Below are 22,178 nucleotides of genomic sequence, written 5' to 3'. Positions count from 1 at the left end.
ATCTCAGGCGCCGTGCATCGGCGCGCGACCGCGATCGGTCAAGCAATCGACAGTCAGGCTGCCAGAAACTCGGCGATCGCGCGGCCGAGTTCCGGTTTGGCGACAGAGCTCATATGGCCACCCGGCACCTCGACGAAACGTGCGTGCGGCAGCACGTCCGCTAGGGCCGCGGCCGATCCGTTGTCATGATCCTCGACGCCGGCGACGACCAGCGTGGGCTGGGCAAACGCCTCGATCGTGGCAAGCGGCGTATCGATAAAGGTGTCGAGGATGCCCAGCAAAGCGACGGGATCACCCTTGGTGGTTTTTAGGAAAGCCTCGGCCAGCCATTCCGGGCTGCCGCGCTCATGCTCGCCGAGATGGGTCAGGATATGGCGGAAATGACCCGCGCGTCGATCGGTGTCGGTCAGGCCCTCAAGCCCCATGCCGGCAAAAACCAGCCGCGTCGGTGTCGCCCCCGTGGCGATCATCCGCGACGTGGTGCGTGCGCCAAGCGAGTAACCGCCCAGATCGTAATCGGTCAGGCCTAGATGCGCGATCAGCGCATGTCCGTCCCGCGTAAGCGCATCGCGCGGATAGGCGCTGGCGTCATGCGGCTTCTCACTTTCGCCATGCGCGCGCAGATCCGGCATGATGACCCGGTATCCTTTTGCAGCGATAGCGGCGGCGTGCCCGTATCGTATCCAATTCGTATAGGCATCGGAGAAATAGCCGTGGATAAGAACGACCGGCCGCCCCTCCCCCATCTCGCGCCACGCGATGCGGACGCCATCGAAACTGGGGACGAACTGGGTGGGGGGCATATCGGTCATCATGGCGATGCTCTTATGTCAGGCGAACGCCGCGCGCGACCCCGTCTTGATCGAGCAGGCGACGGACGATTGAGCAGGCTCCGGCTTTCGACTAGGAGCGGTACATGACGGCAACGATCGCGCTCGTCGACGACGACCGCAACATCCTGACTTCGGTTTCGATCGCCCTTCAGGCCGAGGGGTTCCTGACCCGCGTATATTCGGACGGGGAGGCCGCGCTGAAGGCGCTGGCGGACAATCCACCCGATCTGGCGGTCTTCGACATTAAGATGCCGCGAATGGACGGGTTGGAACTTCTACGTCGCCTGCGGGAAAAACAATCAACGCCAGTCATTTTCCTGACGTCCAAGGACGACGAATTGGACGAGGCACTGGGCCTGGCGATGGGGGCGGACGATTACATCGCAAAGCCCTTCTCCCAACGTCTACTGATCGCCCGCATCCGCGCCATCCTACGGCGCGCCGAACCGGCTGCTCCCGCCGGCGGAAATGGTGAGGAAGCCGCCCCAGCCTTGGAACGCGGACGGTTGATGATGGACCCTGCCCGGCATCGCACGCTGTGGAACGGCGAAGCCGTGACGCTGACCGTCACCGAATTCCTGATCCTCGAAACGCTGGCGCAGCGCCCCGGTGTGGTAAAGACCCGCAACCAGTTGATGGACGCGGCGTATCAGGACGACATCTACGTCGACGACCGGACGATCGACAGTCACATCAAACGCGTACGGCGCAAGTTCCGCGCGGTCGATCCCGAATTCGATTCGATCGAAACCCTCTACGGTGCCGGCTATCGCTTTTCCGAGGAATGAGCCCGCGCCGGACGATGGCGGCGATCTGGCGCTCCGGTGGTCGGGGCGGGTATCGCTTACGCGGCGCATCCTGGCGGTCAACATCATCGCGCTGCTGTTGCTGGCGGGCGGGTTCTTCTATCTCGACAGCTATCGATCGCGGACCGTCGACAACAGCGTCGAGCAGGCGACGCGAGAGGCGCGGCTGATCGCCGAGGCGCTGGCGGCAGCGCCGCGTCCGCTCCATCTTGCCCTGCTCTCGAGACTGGCGCGCGACACGGGTGCCCGCATCAGGGTGCTGGGCCCTGATGGCATGGCCCTCGACAGCCGCGCGCTCGGTGTCGATAATTTTCAGTTGCAAGACCCCGATCGCGAGGGGATCGACCAACGTGTCGCCCGCCTGTTGGACGGCGGAATCGATACAATCGTCGGCGCATCACGTCCGCCACTTTATCGCGAACGGTCCGATCCGTCCGACTGGCCCGAGGTGCGGACGGCGCGAACCGGCCACGTTGCCGCGACGGTATGGCGGGCACCCGACCGGACGCCGGTCATCACCGCCGCATCGCCGATGCCCGGCGGTGCCATCGTACTAACCGCCGTCAACGCGCGAACCATTACCCGAATCGTCCGGACGGAGCGGTTGCGCCTGAGCGTTGTGTTATTGGTGGTCACGATCATTTCGGTATTGCTGTCGTTGTTTCTGGCGCGGACGATCGTCCGGCCGCTACGCCGGCTGGCAAGAGCAGCGGTACGAGTCCGGTTGGGTCGCGCGCGTGAGGTGGTGGTGCCCCGTTTGCCATCACGTCGTGACGAGCTCGGCATGCTCGCTCGCGCGCTGTCGGACATGAGCCTGGCCCTGCGCGCGCGGATCGACGCGACCGAGGCGTTCGCGGCCGATGTGACGCACGAGATGAAGAACCCCCTCGCCTCTCTCCGTTCCGCCGTGGACGGTCTGGGGCGGATCAGCGATCCCGACCTGCAACGGCAATTGCTGGCGATCGTCCAGGACGATGTGCATCGCCTTGATCGCCTCATCACCGACATTTCCGACGCATCGCGGCTCGACGCGCAGCTCAGCCGGGCTAAGTTCGAACCGGTCGATATCGGCGCGATGATCGCCGGACTGCTCGCCCAGCGTGAGGCGCGCGGTGTGGAACGAGGCGTCCGCTTTCACTTCGACCGGGCGCCGGACACGCTTTTGCTGACCATCGGGGAGGGCGCGCGCCTGGAGCGGGTGTTCGAGAACCTGCTCGACAACGCCCTGTCCTTCTCACCCGATGATGCGCAGGTCGCGATCATCGCCACCGCCGATGCCGATGAGATGGTGGTGCAGGTCGAAGACGAAGGCCCGGGCGTGCCGGAGGAGGCGCGCGAGGCCATCTTCCGCCGATTCCAATCGATCCGCCCGCAGGGTGAGGCATTCGGCCGCCACTCTGGATTGGGTCTCGCCATTGCACGAACGATCGTCGAGGGGCATGGCGGATCGATCGCGGTCGAGCCGCGCGAAGGCGGAGCGGGCGGCGCCCGATTCGTCGTCCGCCTGCCGACCGCCGATCCGGCCCCATAGGACGTATCGATGAGCGAAGCCGATACCGAAACGCTGCACGCGTCCACCGTCGCCATCGACGGCCGGGCAGTGATGATCGAGGGGCCGTCGGGTGCGGGCAAATCCGATCTCGCGCTGCGCCTGATCGATCGCGGCGCGATCTTGGTGAGCGATGATTACACGCTGGTAACGGCGTCCGACGACGGCCTGATCGCCAGCGCCCCCCCCACGATCGCCGGACGGATCGAGGTGCGGGGGCTGGGCATCATCGACCTCCCAGCTATGGCTGCGGCGCCCGTGGCGTTGCTCGTAAGTTTATTTGGAGAACTGGAACGGATGCCCGAACCGACGTCACGCGTGATCGCCGGGCGACCGGTTCGGACGCTCACGCTCGACCCGTTCATGGTGTCGGCACCAATCAAGGTCGAACTCGCCCTACGCCGGGAGATGCCGGCATGATCGGTCATCAGGACGTGCTGCTGGTCACAGGACTTTCCGGAGCCGGCAAATCGACGGTGTTGAAGACGCTTGAAGACCTTGGCTGGGAGGTGGTCGACAATCTCCCACTCATCTTGATCGACCGGCTACTCGACGCGCCGTTGCCGGTGGGAGCCGACGGTCGACGTCAACGACTGGCGTTAGGTTTGGGCACGCGGACACGGGATTTTGAGCCAGCGCGGATCATCCAGCGGATCAGGCAGTTGCAGGATATGCAGAGCCTGTCCGTCGGCACGCTTTTCCTGGAATGCTCGGACGCCGAACTGGAACGCCGCTATGCGGAGACGCGGCATCGGCATCCACTGGCACCAGACCGACCCGCAAGCGACGGGATCGCCCGTGAGCGCGAACTGTTGGCGCCCTTGCGCGACTTCGCCAACCGACTGACCGATACGACGACGCTCTCGGCCCACGAACTGGCGCAGCAGATCCGCACCACCTTTGCCGACCGTGCGGGCGAGCCGGTGTTGTCGGTCACGTCGTTCGGTTTCGCGCGGGGCTTGCCGCGTGGTGCCGATCTGGTGTTCGACATGCGCTTCCTGCGCAATCCGCATTGGGACCCGGCACTGAAACCCGGCACTGGGCTGGACCCGGCGGTTGCTGCTTATGTTGCGGCCGATCCCGCCTATGAAGCGGCGGTGTCGCGGATCGAGGAACTGCTGGCGCTGTTGCTGCCGCGCTACAGGGCGGAGGGAAAGGCATATGTTAGCGTCGCGATCGGCTGTACCGGAGGGAGACACAGGTCGGTTCATGTCGCGGAACGTATCGGCAGGTTCTTGTGCGATGCGGGGTTTTCGCCCACAGTCGCACATCGTGATTTAGGGGCGGCACCGCAGGACTCACTTGAGGGGTCGCCGGTTGCCCCGCTGGTGTAGGTAGCGCATCCGACTATGATCGGCCTGGTTCTGGTGACGCATGGGCGGCTCGCCGACGAATTCGTGACCGCGATGGTTCACGTCGTCGGCCCGCAGGAGCGGGTGGCGACGATCGCGATCGGGCCGGAGGACGATATGGAATCGCGCCGGCACGACATCGCCGCCGCGATTGCCGAGGTCGATACCGGCGCGGGTGTGATCGTTTTGACCGATCTGTTCGGTGGCACGCCATCCAACCTCGCGATATCGCTGATGGTGCGCGGCCGGGTCGAGGTGATCGCGGGCATGAACCTGCCGATGCTGATTCGCCTGGGTTCCGCCCGCAAATCGATGAAGGTGGTCGACGCCGTGGCCGCCGCGCGGGAGGCGGGGCGCAAGTATATTTCGGTCGCGTCCGAAGTGTTGGGTGAGGCGGCGGCATGAGCGTCCGTCGGACCGTCACGATCTGCAACCGCCGCGGGCTCCATGCCCGCGCCAGTGCAAAGTTCGTCACGCTTGCCTCTGGCCTGCCGTGCGAAGTCCAGGTCGAGAAAGAGGGCAGCGGCTCCGTCACGGGCACGTCGATCATGGGCCTGATGATGCTGGGCGCCGCCATGGGCGATTCGATCACTATCTCCGCATCGGGCGACGACGCCACGCAGGTGGTGAATACGCTGGTCGAACTGGTCGAGGCCAAATTCGGCGAGGATTGATCCTCCTCGATTGCTATCATGCCTCGCGAGATCACCGCCTTTTCCAATCCGCTCATCAAGAACGTCCGCGATCTGCGCGACAAGCGACATCGCCGTGAACAACGACGGTTCCTGGCCGAGGGTCTGCGCATCCTCACCGAGGCGCGCAAAGCGGGGCGGCTCCCGGTGCTGCTGTTCTTCGCCGCGGCCAGCGCGGATCATCCGCTGGTTAGAACGCTCGTCACCGAAGTGGAGCGCGCGGGCGGCGACGCGATCGAGACGACGCCTGATATCCTGACGAAGCTGTCGGGCAAGGACAATCCGCAGGCGGTGGTCGGGGTGTTCGACGAGTTCGAGACAAGGTTAAACGACCTCGATCGGAATGCGGCTGGCATCTGGCTGGTGGCGGAGCGGCTGCGCGATCCGGGCAATATGGGTACGATCCTGCGGACCGGCGACGCCGTGGGCGCTGGCGGATTGATCCTGATCGGTGACTGCGTCGATCCGTTCTCGGTCGAGGCGGTGCGCGCCAGCATGGGCGCGCTGTTCACTATCCCTGTCGTGCGGACGGAATGGGCGACGTTCCTGACGTGGTTGCGGACTGGTCCCGGCCAGTTGGTCGGCCTGAGCCTGGAAACTGAGCATGACTATCGCGGCGCACATTATCCGGCGCCAACGTTCCTGCTGACCGGCAACGAGGCGCAGGGCATGCCGAGCGGCTATGCCGCCGGGTGCGATCTGTTGGTGAAGATACCGATGCTGGGTAAAGCCGACAGCCTAAACGCTGCGGTCGCGACGGCGGTGATGGCGTATGAGGTACTGGCGCAGCAACGCGGGTGATCGCGCGCCCGTTTGCTGGAGCGTAGTTGCGGTGCGAACGCTTACCGGCCAATCTGCGGCATGATCGCCATCGTCCTGCTCGCTGCTGTTGCCGGTTCCATTGGGTACCGTGCAAGCGGCACAGAACCATTCTGGTCTGTGACAATCGACGACCGCCACATTCGGCTGAAACAGGTCACTGTGCGCTCCATCAGCGTCGCGGTCCCGAAAGCGCGGTCGATCATGAATGGACGCAGGTATGTGACGCGAGCGATGACGGTGGCCATCGTCCGCAAACCATGCAGCGACGGGATGAGCGATCGGCTTTACCCCGACACGGTCACCGTCGATGTCGGGAGGCGACGGTTACAAGGATGTGGTGGCTTGGCAGATCGCGTCGTGATGAAACTGGCTGATACACAATGGGCGATTGCAGCGCTCGATGGCAAAGCATTGCGGATGCCTGGTGTCGCGACCGTCGATTTCGATGCCGATGTCATGCATGCGCGCATCTGCAACCGCATTTCGGGAAGTTACCGCCTCGAAGGTAAGATGCTCAGCCTTGGTGCCATGCGGGCGACGCGGATGGCGTGCATTGAGGATGAGGTGATGCGGGTTGAGAACCGGTTCCTCGCACTCGGCGGTTTGCCAATTACGATGACGTGGCCCGATGCGGATACCCTGGTTCTGGCCGACGGACGGGGCAGCCTGACGCTCACTCGCCGGTCGACACCAGCTTCGTGAGCGGACGCGGGCTTTGTTCGACGATCGGGAGCGGATCGATCGACTTGCCCGCGGTGTCGATATTGAGTGTTTCGAAACGACGGGCCGTTGTCAGCACCTGACTCTCAAGGCTGCCAACAAATTGGTTATAAGCGGTATTAGCCGTCTCCAGATTGCGGCCGAGCTTGGCGACATGCTCGCCCATCTTCGACAAGCGGCCGTATAGCTCCTTGCCCAGCACGCCGATTTCGCGTGCTTGTGCCGCCAGCTTCTCCTGCCGCCATACCGCCGAGACGGTGCGGGCGATAGCGATCAGGTTAGTTGGGGTCGCCAGCAGGACGCGCTTGTCGAACGCGAAGTCCCACAACGTAGGGTCGTGCTCGAGTGCCGCCGACAGGAAGTGCTCTCCGGGGACGAACATGATGACATATTCCGGCGTGTCCTCGAACTGCGTCCAGTAGCTCTTGTTGCCGAGGCCGTTGACGTGGTTGCGCATCGATTGGGCATGGGCGGCGAGGCCGATCTGGCGCTCGCCCTCGTCCACCGCGCCGAACGCGTCCTGATAGGCGTTGAGTGATACCTTAGCGTCGATGATGAGCGACTTGCCGCCCGGCACCTTGACGACGGCATCGGGACGCAGGCGACCACCCTCCCCGTCTGACACGCTGACCTCCATGGCGAAGTCGGTGTGTTCGGCGAGGCCGCACGTCTCCAGCACGTTGCGGAGCTGCTGCTCGCCCCAGCGGCCGCGAGCTTTGGGGGCGTTGCGCAGCGCGTTGACGAGCTTGGCCGCCTCACCCGACACGCGCTCCTGTCCGAGCCGCATCTGTTCGATCTGGCCCTTCAGATCGCCGAAGGCGTCGCGGCGTTCGGCCTCGACCTTGGCGACGCCCTCTTCGTAGCGCTTAAGCCGTTCGGTGACAGGCTGAAGGAGGGCGGCGAGGCGTTGACCGCTCGTCCGTTCCGACTCGGTGAAACGGGCCTGGGCGCGTTCGAGGAACTGGGTTTGGGCGCCTTCCAGCGCCTTGGCGGCGGCGGCGCCGAACTGTGCGTTCATCGCCTCCTTTGCCTCATGCAGCTGGCGGAGCGTTTCGGCATGAGCGGCCTGACGCTCGGCGCTCTGGGCGCGGAGCGAGGCCAGGTCCTGCATGGCGCCGCGGGCGTCGTGGAGCTGGCGGAGGGCGTCCTCATGGGCGGTGTGGCGCTCGGTGGCTTGCGCGCGGAGGGAGGCGAGGTCCTGCATCGCCTCGTTGCGCTCCCGCTCCACGGCATCGCGGGCCTGGCGGACGAGGTCGGCGTCGGCGGCGCGGGTGCGGGCGACGGCGAGGTCGCTGGCGAGGCTGGCGGCGCGGCGGCCGGCGATCAGCCAGCCGGCCAGCAGGCCGACAGCGAGCGCCAACAGGGCGACGATGGCCAGTTCAGGGGTCATACTTCACCAACTTCACGCATATCGCATCTTCCGCATCGGCATCCGTGGCACCGACCGGAGCTGGCGCCGTTGCGGAACGTAGCAGGAACGATGGCTGTAGGACAGCCCGGTTGCGGTCAACCGATGCGGCGTTGCTTGGCCAGTTTCTTGAGGAGCATATCGCGCTTCAGCTTCGAGACGTGGTCGATGAAGAGGACGCCGTTCAGATGGTCGATCTCGTGCTGCATGCACGTGGACAGAAGGCCGCTCAGTTCCTCCTCATGCGACGCGCCGGTTTCGTCCAGCCAGCGGACGCAGCAGGTCGCGGGGCGCTTTACCTCGGCATATTGCTCCGGGATCGACAGGCAGCCCTCATTATAGACGGACAGTTCCTCGCTTTCCGAGAGGACCTCCGGGTTGATGTACGCCTTGGGATTACGGACGGGCTTGCCTTCCTCGTCCTCGCCTTCCTGAAGGTCGATCACCAGGACGCGCTTGTCGACGCCGACCTGGATGGCGGCGAGGCCGATGCCGCTGGCGTCGTACATCGTTTCGATCATGTCGGCGACGAGGGTGCGGATCTCGTCGTTCACCGCGTCGACGGGGGTGGAGACGAGGCGGAGGCGGGGGTCGGGGATTTCGACAACTTGAAGGACGGCCATGGCGGGTCCGCTATGCCGGGTGGGGTACGGGGTCAAGTTTTTGCCCGTTAAACAGGCTTGGCGTTTGAACCCCCTCCACCAGTTTCGCTGGTCCCCCTCCCCGTGCCGGGGAGGAATTCAGGTCATCGGCCTTCGTGCCCGCAGCGCCTGGGCGAGCGTGCCTTCGTCGAGGTAATCCAGTTCGCCGCCGACGGGGAGGCCGTGGGCAAGCTGAGTGACGCGGATAGGGAAGCGTTCGATGCGTTCGGCGATGTAGTGGGCGGTGGTCTGGCCCTCCAGCGTCGCATTCATGGCGAGGACGACCTCGTCGATGCCGCCTGCCTCGATCCGGCGGACGAGCGCGTCGATCGACAGGTCTTCGGGGCGAATGCCTTCCAGCGCCGAGAGGCGACCGCCAAGGACGTGGAAACGGCCGGGGAACAAGCGCGAACGGTCGAGCGCCCACAGGTCGGCCACCTCCTCCACCACGCACAGCGAACGGGCGTCGCGGCGGGGATCGGCGCAGATCGAACACGGATTGGCGGTGTCGACATTCCCACAGGTCGAACAATTCTCCAGCCGTTCGTCGACCTGCTCCAGCGCGTGGCGCAGCGGGCCGAGCGCGCCCTCTCGCTTCTTTAGCAGGTGCAGCACGGCACGGCGCGCGGAACGGGGGCCGAGGCCCGGCAGGCGGGCGAGCGCCTGCGTCAACGCTTCGATTTCAGGAGACGCCATGGGGAACAGATAGGGGGTTGCGCGGGGGTTCGCCAGCGGAGAGAGGCGTGGCCATGCGGATCGTCTTCATGGGAACGCCCGACTTCGCGGTGCCGACGCTGAATGCGTTGGTGTCGGCCGGGCATCGGGTAGTTGCGGCCTATAGCCAGCCGGCGCGGCCGGGCGGGCGGCGCGGGCGCGAACTAGTGCCCTCGCCCGTTCAGCGACGCGCCGAGGCACTGGCGATTCCGGTGCGGACGCCGGTGTCGTTGAAGAGTGCGGAGGAACAGGCGGCGTTCGTCGATCTGGGCGCGGAGGTAGCGGTAGTCGCGGCGTATGGCCTGATCCTGCCGCGCGCGGTTCTGGATGCGCCGGTGCATGGCTGCCTGAACGTGCACGGATCCTTGCTGCCGCGCTGGCGCGGGGCGGCGCCGGTGCAGCGGGCGATCATGGCCGGCGATGCCGAGACGGGCGTCGGCATCATGCAGATGGAGGCGGGTCTGGATACCGGCCCGGTGCGGCTGGAAGGGCGCACCCCGATCGACGACAAGACGACGGGCGACCTGACGATCGAGCTGGCGGCGATGGGCGCGCGGCTGATGGTTGAAGTGCTCGGCGATCTCGCTGCGCATCCAGCGGTGGCGCAGCCGGACGAGGGAATTACCTATGCCGCCAAAATCAACAAGGCGGAGGCGCGGATCGACTTCACGCAGAGCGCGGTGGCGATCGAACGATTGGTGCGGGCGATGAACCCGGCGCCGGGCGCATGGTTCGAGGTGGCGGGCGAGCGGGTGAAGATACTGGCGACGGAGGTGCTGCCGTTCACCTTCCCGGGCGGCGACGGATACACCGTGGACGACCGGTTGACGATTGGGTGCGGCGACGGGTCGATCCGGCCGACTCTGGTGCAGCGCGCCGGGCGGGGCGTGACATCGACCGAGGAACTGCTGCGCGGCTTTCCGATCGCGAGCGGGACGCAGCTTTGACGCGATTCGCGCTGACGGTGGAATTCGACGGGCGGCCCTTCATGGGCTGGCAACGGCAGACTCACGGGCCGAGCGTGCAGGCTGCGCTGGAGGCGGCGGTGCTGGCGGTGACGGGGGAAGCGGCGGCGGTGCATGCAGCCGGGCGCACCGATGCCGGCGTGCATGGGCTGGCGATGCGAGCGCATTGCGACATCGCCAAGCCGATCACGCCGTTCCGGTTGATGGAGGCGCTGAACGCGCTGCTGCGGCCGGCGCCGGTGGCGGTGCTGGCGTGCGACGCGGTAGCGGACGACTGGCATGCTCGATTTTCATGTGTCGGCCGGTCGTATGAATACCGGATCGTCAACCGGCGTGCGCCGCTGACGGTAGAGCGTGGGCTGGCATGGCAGGTGCCGCAGCCGCTGGACGCCGGCGCGATGGCGGCGGCGGCGGCGATGCTGGTGGGGCGGCATGACTTCACCACCTTTAGGTCGGCGCATTGCCAGGCGGACAGCCCGGTGCGGACGCTGGACGTGCTGACGGTGGAGCGGGAGGGCGACCTGATTATGGTGCAGGCGGCGGCGCGTTCATTCCTGCATCATCAGGTGCGGTCGATGGTCGGGTGTCTGGCGCTGGTGGGTATGGGGCGATGGGCGCCGAGCGAGGTGGGCGCGGCGTTGGCGGCGCGGGACCGGGCGCGGCTGGGGCTGAATGCGCCGCCCGATGGGTTGTTTTTCGTGGGGGCGGTTTATCCGGTTGGTGCTGCTGCCGGGTAGGGCAGTTTCTGTTCCCCGGCGAAGGCCGGGGTCCAGTTGGGGAACGTTCGCTATCGTTCTCGGAAGCCTTTTCAACTGGACCCCGGCCTTCGCCGGGGAACAGGAGGTCTTCCTTTTACCCCTGATCGAAGATCAACAGGCCGACCGAACGCGTTCACCTCTATCTAACGAACCGCGCCGCCAGCTCCACATGGGTGGACCAGCGGAACTGGCCCACGGGCTGGACCCAGTCGATCCGCCATCCGCCTTCCACCATAACCTTCGCGTCGCGCGCGAAGGTACTGGGATTACACGAAACATAGGCGATGCTGTTCACCTTGCACGCGGCCAGCGCGTCGGTCTGCTCGCGGGCGCCGGCGCGAGGGGGATCGATGACGACGGCATCGAAGCGATCGAGTTCGGCGACGGTCAGCGGGCGCCGGTAGAGGTCGCGGTGTTCGGGGAAGACCGGACGGCTGCGGAGTTGCGCGGCGGCTCTGAGCGAGAACAGCGCGTTGCGGGCGCCCTCGGCCGCATAGACCTTGGCGGGCAGCGCAAGGGCGAAGGTGCCGAGGCCGGCGAACAGGTCGGCTACCGCTTTTGCTGATCCGGTGGCTTCCTTCACGGCCGCGACGAGCGCGTCTTCGCCTTCCTGTGTGGCTTGCAGGAAGGCGCCGGGGGGCATGGCGACGGGAATGCCGCCAAGAGTGATGGTAATCGGTTCCGGTTCCCAACGGGCTTCGGGGCCGACGCCGTCATCGACCGAAAAACGGGCGACGCCGTGTTTTTCGCAGAAGGCGGTCAGGGCTTCGGCGGCTTCTAGGCCCTGAGGCGCGAAGCCGTTGATAAGGATATCGGGACCCTGATCGGCCATCGCCAGATGAACGTCGACACGGCGTTTCAGGCCGACGCGCTGGAGCAAGGTGCGCAGCGGCGCGACGAGCGCGAACAGTTCGGGCAGCAGGATATGACATTCGCGCATGTCGACGATCTGGTGGCTGCTTTCGGCGGTGAAGCCGAGCAGGCCACGATCGGCGTGGAGCGTTGCGCGGCGACGGGTGCGCGGCGGCGACAGCGTGGCCGGGCGGATCGGCGCTTCGAGTCCCTGTGCATCGAGGGCGACGGCAATACGGTCGGCGACGAAGGCCGTATAGCTTTCGTCGTCGAGATGCTGGAGCTGGCATCCGCCGCATCGCGGAAAGTGGCGACAGGGTGGCGACTGGTGATGCGGGCCGGCGATCACCTCGCCCGTGGCGGTCAAAGTATCGCCGGGAGCGGCAAGGGCGGCGTGGCGGCCGTCGGCGGCGACGCCGTCACCGCGGGCGGCGACACGGAGGATGGGGCTCATCGGACGCGCGATAGCGCGTTGGCGAGGTCGTCGGCAATGAAGGATCGTCCACACAGGCGCGCGGCCTCGCGGTGGAGCCACACGGCGGCGGTGGCGGCCTCGAACGGCGGCAGGCCGCTGGCGAGCATCGCGCCGGTCGCGCCGGCCAACACGTCGCCGGTGCCGGCGGCGGAGAGCCAGTCGCTGGCATCGGCCGAGACGGTGACCCGGCCGTCGGGGGCGGCGATGACGGTGTCCGGGCCTTTGAAGATGATGACAGCGTTCGCGCGGGCGGCGGCGGCGCGGGCACGATCGATCTTGCTGGCGGTGCTTTTGCCGAAGAGCGCGTCGAACTCCCCGGCATGGGGCGTGAGGATCGTCGGCGCGCGCCGGGGCGCGTCGGGGTCGAGCAGGCGGAGGGCATCGCCGTCGATCACCAGTGGGCGACCGCTGACGTGGGCGGCGTCGAGGCGGGTGCGGGCGTCGTCGTCGCGGCCGAGACCGGGACCGATCACGACGGCACCGATGCGGGGGTCGGTCAGGGCGTCGGCGCTCCAGGGGCGGCGAACAAGCGCGTGCGGTGCGCCTTCGCCGTCACCCAGATGCAGGACGTAGCCGGCACCGGCGCGCAGGGCAGCGAGGCTGGCGAGTTCGGACGCGCCGGGCATTGCACCGCCGACGAGCGCGACCATGCCGCGGCTGTATTTATGCGAGTCGGGGCCGGGATCGCGAAAGGCTGGTTTGGCGATGACGGTAGCGGTGCCGATGAGGGGCAGGCCGAGATCGATCAGGCGGACGTGACCGGCGTAGCGTGCAGCAGGCTGGAGCAGGTGTGACGGCTTGACGGCACCGAGCGCTAGCGTGACGTGGCAGCGGGGCGGTTCGGTGAGGACGCGGCCGTCGTCGGTCGTGACGCCGCTGGGGAGATCGATGGCGATCGTCAGGCGGGCGGCGGCGGCGAGGCGGTGGAAATGGGTGGCGTGGACGGCGTCGAGCGGGCGGGACAGGCCGGTGCCGAACAGCGCATCGATCAGGATAGGTGCGGGCGTGGCGGTGGCGAGCGGTTCGACGAGACCGGTCCAGCGTGCTCGGGCGGCACGGCCAAGGTCGGTCCTGGGTTCGGTCGCGGCGGCGACGCGGACGGGGTGGCCGGCGGCGTGAAGCTCGGCGGCAGCGACATAGCCATCACCGCCATTGTTGCCGTGGCCGCAAATGATCAGCACCTCCGACGCGCCGGCCAGCCGCCGGGCGGCGATGGCGACCCCTGCCCCGGCTTGCGCCATCAGGGCGGCGAGGTCGCCATGTGCTGCTTCCGCGTCACGCATGGCAGCGGCGGTGAGGATGGGGTGGCCGTCAATCTGGATCATGGCGGACGAACGATCCGGATCGACGGCGCGATCCCTTTAGATGTCGGCGTAGACGTGCCGTTCGGCCTTGGCACCGGGATGCGTCACCGCGCCTTGCCATGCCGGGCCGACATTCTGGGCGTAGCGCCACAGGGCGCCGGCCTGATAATCGTTGACGCGGGGCGTCCACGCGGCGCGGCGGTCGGCGAGGATGGCGTCGTCGACCAGCAGGTCGATCGTGCCGGCCTCGGCATCGATGCTAATTCGGTCGCCGTTCTCGACCAGCGCGATCGGGCCGCCTTCGGCTGCTTCGGGGCCGACATGGCCGATGCAGAAGCCGCGAGTGCCGCCCGAGAAACGACCATCGGTGATGAGCGCGACGCTTTCACCCATGCCGAGACCATAGAGCGCGGCGGTGGTCGACAGCATCTCGCGCATGCCGGGGCCGCCCTTGGGGCCTTCGTATCGGATGACGATGACCTCGCCCTCGACGATGGTGCGGTGTTCGACGGCGGCGAAGGCGTCTTCCTCGCAATCGAAGACGCGGGCGGGGCCTTCGAATTGCAGGCGGTGCATGCCGGCGACCTTCACGATCGCGCCGGCGGGGGCGAGGCTGCCGACGAGGCCGACGACGCCGCCGGTGGGGGTGATCGGCGTGGAGATGTCGTATATGACCTTTTGATCGGGGTTCCACGTCACGCGGTCGATGTTCTCCGCCAGCGTGCGGCCGGTGACGGTCATGCAGTCGCCGTGGAGCAGGCCGCCGGCCATCATCGTCTTCATCAGCATGTACACGCCGCCGGCCTCGTACATGTCCTTGGCGACATAGCGCCCACCGGGTTTCAGATCGGCGAGGTACGGCGTTTCCTTGAAGACGCGGGCGACGTCGTGGAGGTCGAAGTCGATGCCGGCCTCGTTCGCCATCGCGGGTAGATGCAGCGCGGCGTTGGTGGAGCCGCCGGTGGCGGCGACGACGCGAGCGGCATTCTCGAACGCTTCGCGCGTGCAGATCATCCGGGGGCGGAGTTGCTGCTGGACCAGTTCCATCACCTGCGCGCCGGCGGCGATCGCGATCTGTTCGCGGCTGGTGTAAGGAGCCGGCACCATGTTGCTGTTTGGCAACGACAATCCGATCGCTTCACCGACACAGGCCATGGTGTTGGCGGTGAACTGGCCGCCGCAGGCGCCGTGGCCGGGGCACGCGACCTTTTCCAGCTCGTGGACCTCGGACAGCGGACAGGCGCCAGCCGCATATTTGCCGACGACTTCGAAAACATCGACGACGGTCACATCGCGGTTCTGGTAGCGGCCGGGGAGGATCGAGCCGCCATACACGAAGATCGACGGCACATCGAGGCGGAGCATCGCCATCATCATGCCGGGCAGCGACTTGTCGCAGCCGGCAAAGCCGACCAGCGCATCGTAGCAATGGCCGCGCACGGACAATTCAACCGAGTCGGCGATGACCTCGCGGCTGACCAGCGAGGATTTCATGCCCTGATGGCCCATCGCGATGCCATCGGTGACGGTGATCGTGTTGAAGCGACGGGGCAGGCCGCCGCCCTGAATCACACCGGCTTGCGCGGCATCGGCCTGCGCATCGAGCGTCGTATTGCAGGGCGCGGAGTTGTTGCCGGCAGAGGCCAGTGCCACGAAGGGACGGGCAATATCCTCTTCGGAAATGCCCATGGCATAGTAGTAGCTGCGGTGTGGCGCGCGCTCCGGCCCGACAGAGACGTGGCGGCTCGGCAGGCGGGACTTGTCGAAGGTCTGGGTCATGGCGACAGCCTATGTCGCGACAGCCATATTCGACGCAAGCATCTTTCGCATGGGCGTCAGTGCACGATGGCCATCAACGACAACAAACCGAGCAACACCACAAACACGATCACGATTAGCAGTGCGATGATGAAGAAGGTGCCGGATCGATTATCGAACGCCAATGCGAGCGCTGGGAGCATCAGGATCAGCGTGGCCACCACTGCAACCGCGCCACCCAATGCGTAGCCGGATACGACCAACGCCGTCGTACTTGCCGACGCCACGATCCGTGCGTGGCGCATGTCGGTTCAAAGCGCCGCTAGCGCCTTCGCCACACCGTCCATCGTGAAGGGCTTTTGCAGGACGGGCCGATCGCGGAAGCGTTCGTCGACGCTGTCGTCGCCGCCGCCGGTGGCGAAAACGAAGGGCACGCCGGCCGCGGCCAACGCTTCGGCGACGGGGGTACTCTTCTCACCGCCCCGCAGGTTGACGTCGAGGATCGCGGCGTCGATGCCGCCCTGGCCGACGCGTTCCAGCGCGGTGGCGACGTTATCGGTGCTGCCGGCCACTCCCTGGTCGAGGATGTCGAGGAAATCCTCGAGCATCATGGCGATCAGGGGCTCGTCCTCGACGATCAGAATCTGCTTGGCTGCGGTCATCCGTTTCGTCTTTAGCGGGAGTTGTGACGCAAATGCAACGTCATGGCCCGGCGAGCACTTCGCGCGCGGCCTCCGCCAGTTGCTGGACCGAGAACGGCTTGGGCAGGAATGCGACATTGTCGAGGTCGATCGACCGGCGTAGCTGCTCCTCGGCATAGCCGGACATGAACAGCACCGGCAGATCGGGATAGCGTTCGCGGACGTGGCGAACCATCGTCGGCCCATCCATCGTCGGCATTACGACGTCTGAAATCAGCAGGTCTGGCCGGTCGCTTACGCGCAACAGTTCGAGTGCGACCTCACCATTTTCCGCTGTCCACACCGTGTAACCCTGACGAGTCAGCGCGCGTTCGGCGACGGCGCGGACCATGTCCTCGTCCTCCACCAGCAGGACGGTCCCCTGCCCCCACAGCTCGCTAGGTTTCGGCGCCGGCTTGGGCGGGGCCGCCGGGCGCAGCGTCGCGGGATCGACGGTGTGAACGGGCAGGTACATCGTGAAGGTAGCGCCCTGCCCCGGTTTCGAATCGGCGAAGATCCAGCCGCCCGATTGTTTGACGATGCCATAGACGGTGGACAGGCCGAGGCCCGTTCCCTTGCCGGTTTCCTTCGTGGTGAAGAACGGCTCAAAAATCTTGGGCAGGATGTCGGCCGGGATGCCGGTGCCGGTGTCGGTGACCGACAGCGCCGTGTAATCAGCCGCCGGCATGATATCCTGTTCCATCTCGCGCACCTCGGCAGGAGTGACGGCGCGGGTATGGATGCTGAGCGTGCCGCCGCCCTGCGGATTGGCGGTGACGATTGCGTCGCGGGCGTTCACCGCGAGGTTGACGACGACCTGTTCCAGCTGGCCGGGATCAGCACGCACCGCACCCAGACCGCGGCCGTGGCTGACGTCGAGCCGGACGGTTTCGCCCATCAGGCGTTTCAGGAGGTTCGATACCTCCGACACCACGTCGGGCAATTGCAGAACCTGCGGTCGAAGCGTTTGCTGGCGGGAGAAAGCGAGCAGCTGGCGGGTCAGGCTGGCGGCGCGGTTCGAATTGGTGCGGATCTGCTGGATGTCGTCGTAATCGCTGTCGCCCGGTGAATGGCGCATCAGCATCAGGTCGCAATGCCCCAGGATGGCGGTCAGGATGTTATTGAAGTCATGCGCGACGCCGCCGGCAAGCTGGCCGACCGCCTGCATCTTGGTCGCCTGCGCCACTTCGCGCTTCAGGCGGGTTTCCTCGCTGTTGTTCTTCAGGCTTAAAAGGACGGCGGCGTCGCCTAGTCCGCGTGCACCGGCGATGGTGAGCGCAACAGGTTCGTCGGGGTGATCCTTCAGCCGCACCGCCATGTCGGTCGAGTGTGTTGCGCCGGCGGCGAAGCGGCGGATCGCATCGGCGACGGCGGCCTTGTCCTCGCGCACCACCAGATCGCCGGGATAGAGCGGGACGTCCGTCGCCTCGACTCCCGCCGCGCGCAGGAACGCGTCATTCATCTGGAGGAAGCGCCCTTCGCGATCGACGAGTGCCATGCCGAACGGCATCAGGCTGACCAACGAGCGGACGTGCGCGGAAGCCGACGCACCGGGGGCCGGCGTATCGTCACGATCGTCGAGCAGGACGACGAGCATCGGCGCGTCCTGACCATTCAGGAACGGCACCTGGATCAGGCGTAGCGGCGTCCCCTCCAGCCCCTCACGCTCAAACCGGACCAAACCACGACTGTCGGTGATGAGCAGATCGACGAAATCGCGACCGTTGATCGATCCCGGATGACCCAGCGCGCGGTGTTCGAGCACGGCGTTGGCGGCCAGGACGTGGCCATGCGGGGTCATCAGCGCGGCCATGATCCCCGCCTCACCCAGCCGGTCACCGGTGGGGCCGCCAATCAGGAAGCGCGCGGACATCGCCAGATCGCGTTCCTCGGTCGGGGCAAATCGCCAGACCAGCATGTCCGCCTCGTCACCCGCACGGGTGATCGTGGCGGTGAGGGACGCGTCCATCCCCTCTACCCGCTCGACGTAGGCGATGCCGTCGCGCCAAGCGACGCGGGCGGCGGCGGCGAGCGCATCGGTCGCCTCCTCGTCCAGCGGCAGGCCGGGGGGCGTGGGGAAGCCATCGAACATCGCCTCATAGGCGTCGTTGGCGCAGATCAGGCGACCACCGCGATCGGTGACCGCGACCGCATCGGCACTGGCCCCGGCGACGGCGCGGGTGATGTTCCAGTCGATCGCACGCGCGCCATCCGCCGCGACCGGTGCCAGCAGGCGCCATGCCACGACCGCGCCGACGACGATGATCGCGGTGGCGACGAAACCGGCGGCGGCGATCCAGCTGTCGGCAACAACCAGCACCAGTGCCGCCGAAACGAGACCGACGCCGAGCGCGATAGCTGCAGCGGCGCGGGCGGGCGATGATCGGGGCGCTAGCGAAGCCATGGTGTGTCTTCGGGCCGTGTGCCGCGCGTCGTCAAGCGAGTTGACCACGTGCGGGTGGATGGGGCGCGTCCCCGTCGCACGCCGTGAATGGCTGCGACGGGGACGGCGCGGAGTGCGAGCTTACCAGACCTTGATACGGTCGGCCGGCGCCAGATAGTATTTCTCGCCAGGCTTGACCGCGAACGCGGTGTACCAAGGGTCGAGATTGCGGACGACATAGGCGCGCCAGTTGCCGGGCGTGTGCGGATCGGTGGTCAATTGCTGGCGGATTGCCGCTTCGCGCGCCTTGGTCTGCCAGACCTGGCCGAAGCCCATAAAGAAGCGCTGATCGCCGGTATATCCCTCGATAACCGGGGCTGGCTTGCCGTTCAGCGAGATCTTGTACGCGTCATAGGCGACGGTGACGCCGGCGAGATCGGCCATGTTCTCACCCAGCGTCAGTTCGCCGTTCACGTGCATGCCCGGGACCGGTTCATATGCACCATATTGGGCAACGACCTTGTCGGTGTACGTCTTGAACCGAGCTACGTCCTGCGGCGTCCACCATTCGGCGAAATTACCCTTGGGGTCGAACTTTCGGCCCTGATCGTCGAAGTGGTGGCTGAGTTCGTGGCCGATGACCGCGCCAATCGCACCGTAGTTCACCGCCGGATCGGCGTTGGGATCGAAGAACGGCGGTTGCAGGATCGCGGCGGGGAACACGACCTCGTTCATGGTCGGGTTGGCATAGGCGTTGACCGTCTGCGGCGTCATGAACCATTCGCTGCGGTCGACGGGCTTGCCGATCTTGGCGAGCTGGCGGTTATACTCGAACTCGGCCACGCGATCGGCATTGCCCAGCACGTCGCCGCGCACGACCTGAAGCGCGGAATAGTCGCGCCACTTGTCGGGATAGCCGATCTTCGGCGTGAAGGCGGCCAGCTTGGCGCGGGCCTTCACCTTCGTTTCGGGTGCCATCCATTCCAGCTTCGACAGGCGGACGTCCATCGCGGCGATCAGGTTCTTGACCAGCACATCCATCTTGGCCTTGGATTCAGGCGGGAAGTAACGCTTCACATAGAGTTCGCCGACCGCCTCACCGAGGCTGCCGTTGACCAGATCGACGCCGCGCTTCCACCGCTCCTTCAGCTGCGGCGTACCGGACAGGGTGGTGCCGTAGAACGCGAAATTCTCGTTCACGAACGGGCTCGACAGCTTGGAGGCCGCCTCTGAAATGGTGTGGTAGGCGAGATATTCGCGCCACGTCGACATCGGCGTGGCGGCGGCGATCTTGGCGGTGCCGGCGAGGGCCGATGGCTGGGTGACGATCACCTGCGGCTGCGCGGACAGACCCTGTGCCGCGAGCAGCGCCGCCCAGTCGAAGCCCGGCATCCGCGTCGCCAGTTCGGCGGTGGGTACGGGGTTGTACGCCTTTTCCACCTGACGCTGTTCGGCGCGGGTCCAGTGGACGGTCGCGATCTGCTTTTCCAGATCGTAGATGCGCTTGGCCGCGCCCTCAGGATCGGGCTGGCCGGCCAGACGCAACATCGTGGCGATGTGAGCCACGTATTTGGTACGCGCCTCGATGAACTTGGGATTGTCGACGAGGTAATAGTCGCGGTCCGGCAGGCCCAGACCGCCCTGCCCGGCATAGACCGTGTAGACGGTGTTGTCCTTCAGGTCCTGCTGTACGCCCAGGCCGATCGGCACATCCATGCCGTGACGGTTCGCGTCGCCGAACGCGGTGGCGAGATCCTTGGGCGTCTTCACCAGCGCGATCTTATCAAGATAGGGCTTCAGCGGGGTCGCGCCCTTCGCCTCGATCGCGGCGGCGTCCATGAAGCTGGCATAGGTGGTGCCGATCTTGTCACCGATGCTGCCGGGCGCGTTCTGCGCCTTGGCGGCATCTTCGATCACGATGCGGGTGCGCTGGTCGGACAGGTCGCGCAGGATACCGAAGCCGCCCCAGCTGGACTTGTCGGCGGGAATTTCGGTCTTGTCCTGCCACTTGCCGTTGACGAAGCGGTAGAAGTCGTCACCCGGCTTCACGCTCTTGTCCATATTGGCGAGGTCGACGCCGAAATCGCCCAGCTTGGGCTTGCCGGCGGTGGTGTCAGCCGCGGCGGCCGCGGGGGCTGGCGTGGCAGTCTGCGGGGCGGAACCAGCCAGGGCGGCGGTCGACGCGGCGGAGGCGAGCAGGAAGGCGGCGAACAAGCGCTGATGCATCGATGATCCTTGGGAAAGGTCTTGGCTGATGCCGCGTGTTGTACTCCGCTGAAACGCCTCGTCAATTCGCCTTGTGATGATGCCGCGTGCGCCATTTACGGGCGATCCACAAACGCCAGCCGAGCGTGGAGAGCGCATAGCCGACCAGCGCCGACACCAGCGCGATGACGACCAGACCGGTGATCGTCGCCGGCCCCGCCTTCCACAGCCATTGCAGCCAGTTGGTGGCGGCATCGGCCACCGGCTGGGCGACGACGGGGGTGTCGAGGCGTAACATCCAGGTGCCGATCCAATAGGCGAAGACGAGGATAAAAGGCGTGGTCAGTGGGTTGGTGATGAACGTCGTCAGCGCGGCGACCGGCACGTTGGCGCGGAACGGCAGCGCGAAGACGGCGGCAATGGCGATCTGCGCGACCGGGAACAGCACGCCGGCGACCATGCCGAGGGCGACGCCGCGCGGCACCGAGCGGCGGGTGAAGCGCCACAGTTCGGGTGCCAGTACGCGGTGGGCGACGGGGCGGAGCATCCGGCTCTTTTCCATCGACTCGCGGGTCGGAAGGTTGCGGCGGCACCACGCGGCGCTGCGATGCCACACGCCGGGGGCCGTCGATGCCATCAGCCGCGATCGCGGAGCACGCGCCCGGCCTCACGCTTCCACTCGCGTTCCTTGATGTGTTCGCGCTTGTCGTGGTCCTTGCGGCCCTTAGCCAACGCAAGTTCTACCTTCGCGCGCCCCTGCGAATTGAAATAGACGGACAATGGCACGAGCGTCATGCCCTGTCTGGCGACCGCGCCGTGCATCTTGTTGATCTCGCGTTCGTGCAGCAGCAGCTTGCGGGGGCGTTTGGCCTCGTGATTGAAGCGGTTGCCGTGGCTGAATTCGGGGACGTTGGCGTTCACCAGCCAGACTTCCTTGCCCTTCACCTCGGCATAGCTTTCGGCGATCGATCCTTCGCCGAAGCGCAGGCTCTTCACCTCCGTACCGGTCAGCGCGATCCCCGCCTCGTAGACGGTATCGATCGAATATTCGAACCGGGCGCGACGGTTCTCGGCGACGATCTTCTTCTTGTCGAAGGCGACGGGTTTTGGGCGGGGCATGTGAATGGCGATGTAGGCGGCCGATACGCCGTTGGGAAGCGGCGGACGCCGAGTGGGCGCAAAGTGACGATCGCCAGAGCGTCGGCCGGGGCGAAACGTCACTAAAGTCACACGTCCATGCGCGCGCGATCGCGCGCGGGCG

23 protein-coding genes are annotated in these 22,178 nt (G+C 66.2%); 10 read left to right on the top strand and 13 right to left on the bottom strand.

Annotation, left to right across the window (positions count from 1 at the left end; translation table 11 throughout):
* Positions 1-53: 53 nt before the first annotated feature.
* Positions 54-812, bottom strand: a complete 759-nt coding sequence (locus ASG67_RS07200) for an alpha/beta fold hydrolase (protein ID WP_056529004.1) — start codon at positions 810-812, stop codon at positions 54-56.
* Positions 813-916: 104 nt separating this feature from the next.
* Here ASG67_RS07200 and ASG67_RS07195 point away from each other — a divergent pair, with 104 nt between their 5' ends.
* Genes ASG67_RS07195 through ASG67_RS07160 form a run of 8 tightly spaced genes read left to right on the top strand, consistent with a single transcriptional unit; the run spans position 917 to position 6,756 of the window.
* Positions 917-1,621 carry a response regulator transcription factor gene (locus ASG67_RS07195; RefSeq protein ID WP_056527644.1) on the top strand — a complete coding sequence of 235 codons (705 nt, stop codon included), beginning with the start codon at positions 917-919 and terminating at the stop codon, positions 1,619-1,621.
* Positions 1,593-3,170: a sensor histidine kinase gene (locus ASG67_RS07190; RefSeq protein ID WP_056527641.1), complete on the top strand. Its 1,578-nt coding sequence runs from the start codon at positions 1,593-1,595 to the stop codon at positions 3,168-3,170. The genes ASG67_RS07195 and ASG67_RS07190 overlap by 29 nt, the downstream gene beginning before the upstream one ends.
* A 9-nt stretch (positions 3,171-3,179) precedes the next feature.
* Positions 3,180-3,608, top strand: coding sequence for an HPr kinase/phosphorylase (locus tag ASG67_RS07185; protein WP_056527638.1), 429 nt, complete (start codon positions 3,180-3,182; stop codon positions 3,606-3,608).
* On the top strand, positions 3,605-4,522 hold the full coding sequence (rapZ, locus tag ASG67_RS07180) for an RNase adapter RapZ (RefSeq protein WP_056527635.1): 918 nt from the start codon (positions 3,605-3,607) through the stop codon (positions 4,520-4,522). Before ASG67_RS07185 ends, rapZ begins: the two co-directional genes overlap by 4 nt.
* A gap of 15 nt (positions 4,523-4,537) precedes the next feature.
* Positions 4,538-4,945 carry a PTS sugar transporter subunit IIA gene (locus ASG67_RS07175; RefSeq protein WP_056527633.1) on the top strand — a complete coding sequence of 136 codons (408 nt, stop codon included), beginning with the start codon at positions 4,538-4,540 and terminating at the stop codon, positions 4,943-4,945.
* Positions 4,942-5,214: an HPr family phosphocarrier protein gene (locus tag ASG67_RS07170; protein WP_056527630.1), complete on the top strand. Its 273-nt coding sequence runs from the start codon at positions 4,942-4,944 to the stop codon at positions 5,212-5,214. The genes ASG67_RS07175 and ASG67_RS07170 overlap by 4 nt, the downstream gene beginning before the upstream one ends.
* 18 nt (positions 5,215-5,232) lie before the next feature.
* Positions 5,233-6,033, top strand: a complete 801-nt coding sequence (locus ASG67_RS07165) for a TrmH family RNA methyltransferase (RefSeq protein WP_056527628.1) — start codon at positions 5,233-5,235, stop codon at positions 6,031-6,033.
* A gap of 60 nt (positions 6,034-6,093) precedes the next feature.
* Positions 6,094-6,756: an META domain-containing protein gene (locus tag ASG67_RS07160; protein ID WP_056527624.1), complete on the top strand. Its 663-nt coding sequence runs from the start codon at positions 6,094-6,096 to the stop codon at positions 6,754-6,756.
* On the opposite strand, the gene rmuC is transcribed toward ASG67_RS07160, so the two are convergent.
* The 3 genes from rmuC to recR form a co-directional block, all read right to left on the bottom strand.
* Complete coding sequence (gene rmuC / locus ASG67_RS07155; protein ID WP_056527621.1) at positions 6,728-8,164, bottom strand: DNA recombination protein RmuC; 1,437 nt, start codon at positions 8,162-8,164, stop codon at positions 6,728-6,730. The genes ASG67_RS07160 and rmuC overlap by 29 nt on opposite strands.
* Positions 8,165-8,280: 116 nt before the next feature.
* Positions 8,281-8,805 (bottom strand): peptide deformylase, encoded by a 525-nt coding sequence (def, locus tag ASG67_RS07150; RefSeq protein ID WP_056527618.1) that lies wholly within the window; start codon positions 8,803-8,805, stop codon positions 8,281-8,283.
* Positions 8,806-8,922: 117 nt separating this feature from the next.
* Entirely contained in the window at positions 8,923-9,519 is a 597-nt protein-coding gene (recR, locus tag ASG67_RS07145) for a recombination mediator RecR (protein WP_056527616.1), read from the bottom strand.
* A gap of 53 nt (positions 9,520-9,572) precedes the next feature.
* Between recR and fmt the strand changes: the two genes are divergently transcribed.
* Both fmt and truA read left to right on the top strand, forming a co-directional pair.
* Complete coding sequence (gene fmt, locus ASG67_RS07140; protein WP_056527612.1) at positions 9,573-10,484, top strand: methionyl-tRNA formyltransferase; 912 nt, start codon at positions 9,573-9,575, stop codon at positions 10,482-10,484.
* A complete protein-coding gene (gene truA / locus ASG67_RS07135) occupies positions 10,481-11,239 on the top strand; it encodes a tRNA pseudouridine(38-40) synthase TruA (protein WP_056527610.1) in 759 nt (252 codons plus the stop codon). Before fmt ends, truA begins: the two co-directional genes overlap by 4 nt.
* A 160-nt stretch (positions 11,240-11,399) precedes the next feature.
* Here the strand turns inward: truA and ASG67_RS07130 are convergent, their stop codons facing one another.
* From ASG67_RS07130 to smpB, 9 genes are all read right to left on the bottom strand, one after another.
* Positions 11,400-12,566: a class I SAM-dependent RNA methyltransferase gene (locus tag ASG67_RS07130; protein WP_056527607.1), complete on the bottom strand. Its 1,167-nt coding sequence runs from the start codon at positions 12,564-12,566 to the stop codon at positions 11,400-11,402.
* Positions 12,563-13,912, bottom strand: coding sequence for a bifunctional ADP-dependent NAD(P)H-hydrate dehydratase/NAD(P)H-hydrate epimerase (locus ASG67_RS07125; protein ID WP_056527603.1), 1,350 nt, complete (start codon positions 13,910-13,912; stop codon positions 12,563-12,565). Before ASG67_RS07125 ends, ASG67_RS07130 begins: the two co-directional genes overlap by 4 nt.
* Positions 13,913-13,948: 36 nt before the next feature.
* On the bottom strand, positions 13,949-15,670 hold the full coding sequence (gene ilvD, locus ASG67_RS07120) for a dihydroxy-acid dehydratase (protein ID WP_056527600.1): 1,722 nt from the start codon (positions 15,668-15,670) through the stop codon (positions 13,949-13,951).
* 56 nt (positions 15,671-15,726) lie between these two features.
* Positions 15,727-15,954: a hypothetical protein gene (locus ASG67_RS07115; RefSeq protein ID WP_056527597.1), complete on the bottom strand. Its 228-nt coding sequence runs from the start codon at positions 15,952-15,954 to the stop codon at positions 15,727-15,729.
* A gap of 6 nt (positions 15,955-15,960) precedes the next feature.
* Positions 15,961-16,311, bottom strand: coding sequence for a response regulator (locus ASG67_RS07110; RefSeq protein ID WP_056527594.1), 351 nt, complete (start codon positions 16,309-16,311; stop codon positions 15,961-15,963).
* Positions 16,312-16,351: 40 nt separating this feature from the next.
* Positions 16,352-18,733 (bottom strand): response regulator, encoded by a 2,382-nt coding sequence (locus ASG67_RS07105; RefSeq protein ID WP_056527592.1) that lies wholly within the window; start codon positions 18,731-18,733, stop codon positions 16,352-16,354.
* 120 nt (positions 18,734-18,853) lie between these two features.
* On the bottom strand, positions 18,854-20,938 hold the full coding sequence (locus ASG67_RS07100; protein ID WP_056527590.1) for a M13 family metallopeptidase: 2,085 nt from the start codon (positions 20,936-20,938) through the stop codon (positions 18,854-18,856).
* Between the two features lie 61 nt (positions 20,939-20,999).
* Positions 21,000-21,554, bottom strand: a complete 555-nt coding sequence (locus ASG67_RS07095) for a DUF2062 domain-containing protein (protein WP_200940746.1) — start codon at positions 21,552-21,554, stop codon at positions 21,000-21,002.
* Entirely contained in the window at positions 21,554-22,036 is a 483-nt protein-coding gene (gene smpB / locus ASG67_RS07090; protein ID WP_056527587.1) for an SsrA-binding protein SmpB, read from the bottom strand. Before smpB ends, ASG67_RS07095 begins: the two co-directional genes overlap by 1 nt.
* Between the last annotated feature and the right edge of the window lie 142 nt (positions 22,037-22,178).

Origin of the sequence: Sphingomonas sp. Leaf339, from assembly GCF_001426195.1 — a bacterium.
Classification (GTDB): Bacteria; Pseudomonadota; Alphaproteobacteria; order Sphingomonadales; family Sphingomonadaceae; genus Sphingomonas.
The sequence above is the reverse complement of the archived record's forward strand: the minus strand, read 5'-3'. Positions and strand labels throughout refer to the sequence as shown.

What these genes read in the sequence shown, in the direction of transcription:
- ASG67_RS07200 (WP_056529004.1), bottom strand. Translation starts at nt 812, where the DNA reads ATGACCGATATGCCCCCCACCCAGTTCGTCCCCAGTTTCGATGGCGTC.
- ASG67_RS07195 (WP_056527644.1), top strand. Translation starts at nt 917, where the DNA reads ATGACGGCAACGATCGCGCTCGTCGACGACGACCGCAACATCCTGACT.
- ASG67_RS07185 (WP_056527638.1), top strand. Translation starts at nt 3,180, where the DNA reads ATGAGCGAAGCCGATACCGAAACGCTGCACGCGTCCACCGTCGCCATC.
- rapZ (WP_056527635.1), top strand. Translation starts at nt 3,605, where the DNA reads ATGATCGGTCATCAGGACGTGCTGCTGGTCACAGGACTTTCCGGAGCC.
- ASG67_RS07175 (WP_056527633.1), top strand. Translation starts at nt 4,538, where the DNA reads ATGATCGGCCTGGTTCTGGTGACGCATGGGCGGCTCGCCGACGAATTC.
- ASG67_RS07170 (WP_056527630.1), top strand. Translation starts at nt 4,942, where the DNA reads ATGAGCGTCCGTCGGACCGTCACGATCTGCAACCGCCGCGGGCTCCAT.
- ASG67_RS07165 (WP_056527628.1), top strand. Translation starts at nt 5,233, where the DNA reads ATGCCTCGCGAGATCACCGCCTTTTCCAATCCGCTCATCAAGAACGTC.
- ASG67_RS07160 (WP_056527624.1), top strand. Translation starts at nt 6,094, where the DNA reads ATGATCGCCATCGTCCTGCTCGCTGCTGTTGCCGGTTCCATTGGGTAC.
- rmuC (WP_056527621.1), bottom strand. Translation starts at nt 8,164, where the DNA reads ATGACCCCTGAACTGGCCATCGTCGCCCTGTTGGCGCTCGCTGTCGGC.
- def (WP_056527618.1), bottom strand. Translation starts at nt 8,805, where the DNA reads ATGGCCGTCCTTCAAGTTGTCGAAATCCCCGACCCCCGCCTCCGCCTC.
- recR (WP_056527616.1), bottom strand. Translation starts at nt 9,519, where the DNA reads ATGGCGTCTCCTGAAATCGAAGCGTTGACGCAGGCGCTCGCCCGCCTG.
- fmt (WP_056527612.1), top strand. Translation starts at nt 9,573, where the DNA reads ATGCGGATCGTCTTCATGGGAACGCCCGACTTCGCGGTGCCGACGCTG.
- ASG67_RS07130 (WP_056527607.1), bottom strand. Translation starts at nt 12,566, where the DNA reads ATGAGCCCCATCCTCCGTGTCGCCGCCCGCGGTGACGGCGTCGCCGCC.
- ASG67_RS07125 (WP_056527603.1), bottom strand. Translation starts at nt 13,912, where the DNA reads ATGATCCAGATTGACGGCCACCCCATCCTCACCGCCGCTGCCATGCGT.
- ilvD (WP_056527600.1), bottom strand. Translation starts at nt 15,670, where the DNA reads ATGACCCAGACCTTCGACAAGTCCCGCCTGCCGAGCCGCCACGTCTCT.
- ASG67_RS07115 (WP_056527597.1), bottom strand. Translation starts at nt 15,954, where the DNA reads ATGCGCCACGCACGGATCGTGGCGTCGGCAAGTACGACGGCGTTGGTC.
- ASG67_RS07110 (WP_056527594.1), bottom strand. Translation starts at nt 16,311, where the DNA reads ATGACCGCAGCCAAGCAGATTCTGATCGTCGAGGACGAGCCCCTGATC.
- ASG67_RS07105 (WP_056527592.1), bottom strand. Translation starts at nt 18,733, where the DNA reads ATGGCTTCGCTAGCGCCCCGATCATCGCCCGCCCGCGCCGCTGCAGCT.
- ASG67_RS07100 (WP_056527590.1), bottom strand. Translation starts at nt 20,938, where the DNA reads ATGCATCAGCGCTTGTTCGCCGCCTTCCTGCTCGCCTCCGCCGCGTCG.
- ASG67_RS07095 (WP_200940746.1), bottom strand. Translation starts at nt 21,554, where the DNA reads ATGGCATCGACGGCCCCCGGCGTGTGGCATCGCAGCGCCGCGTGGTGC.
- smpB (WP_056527587.1), bottom strand. Translation starts at nt 22,036, where the DNA reads ATGCCCCGCCCAAAACCCGTCGCCTTCGACAAGAAGAAGATCGTCGCC.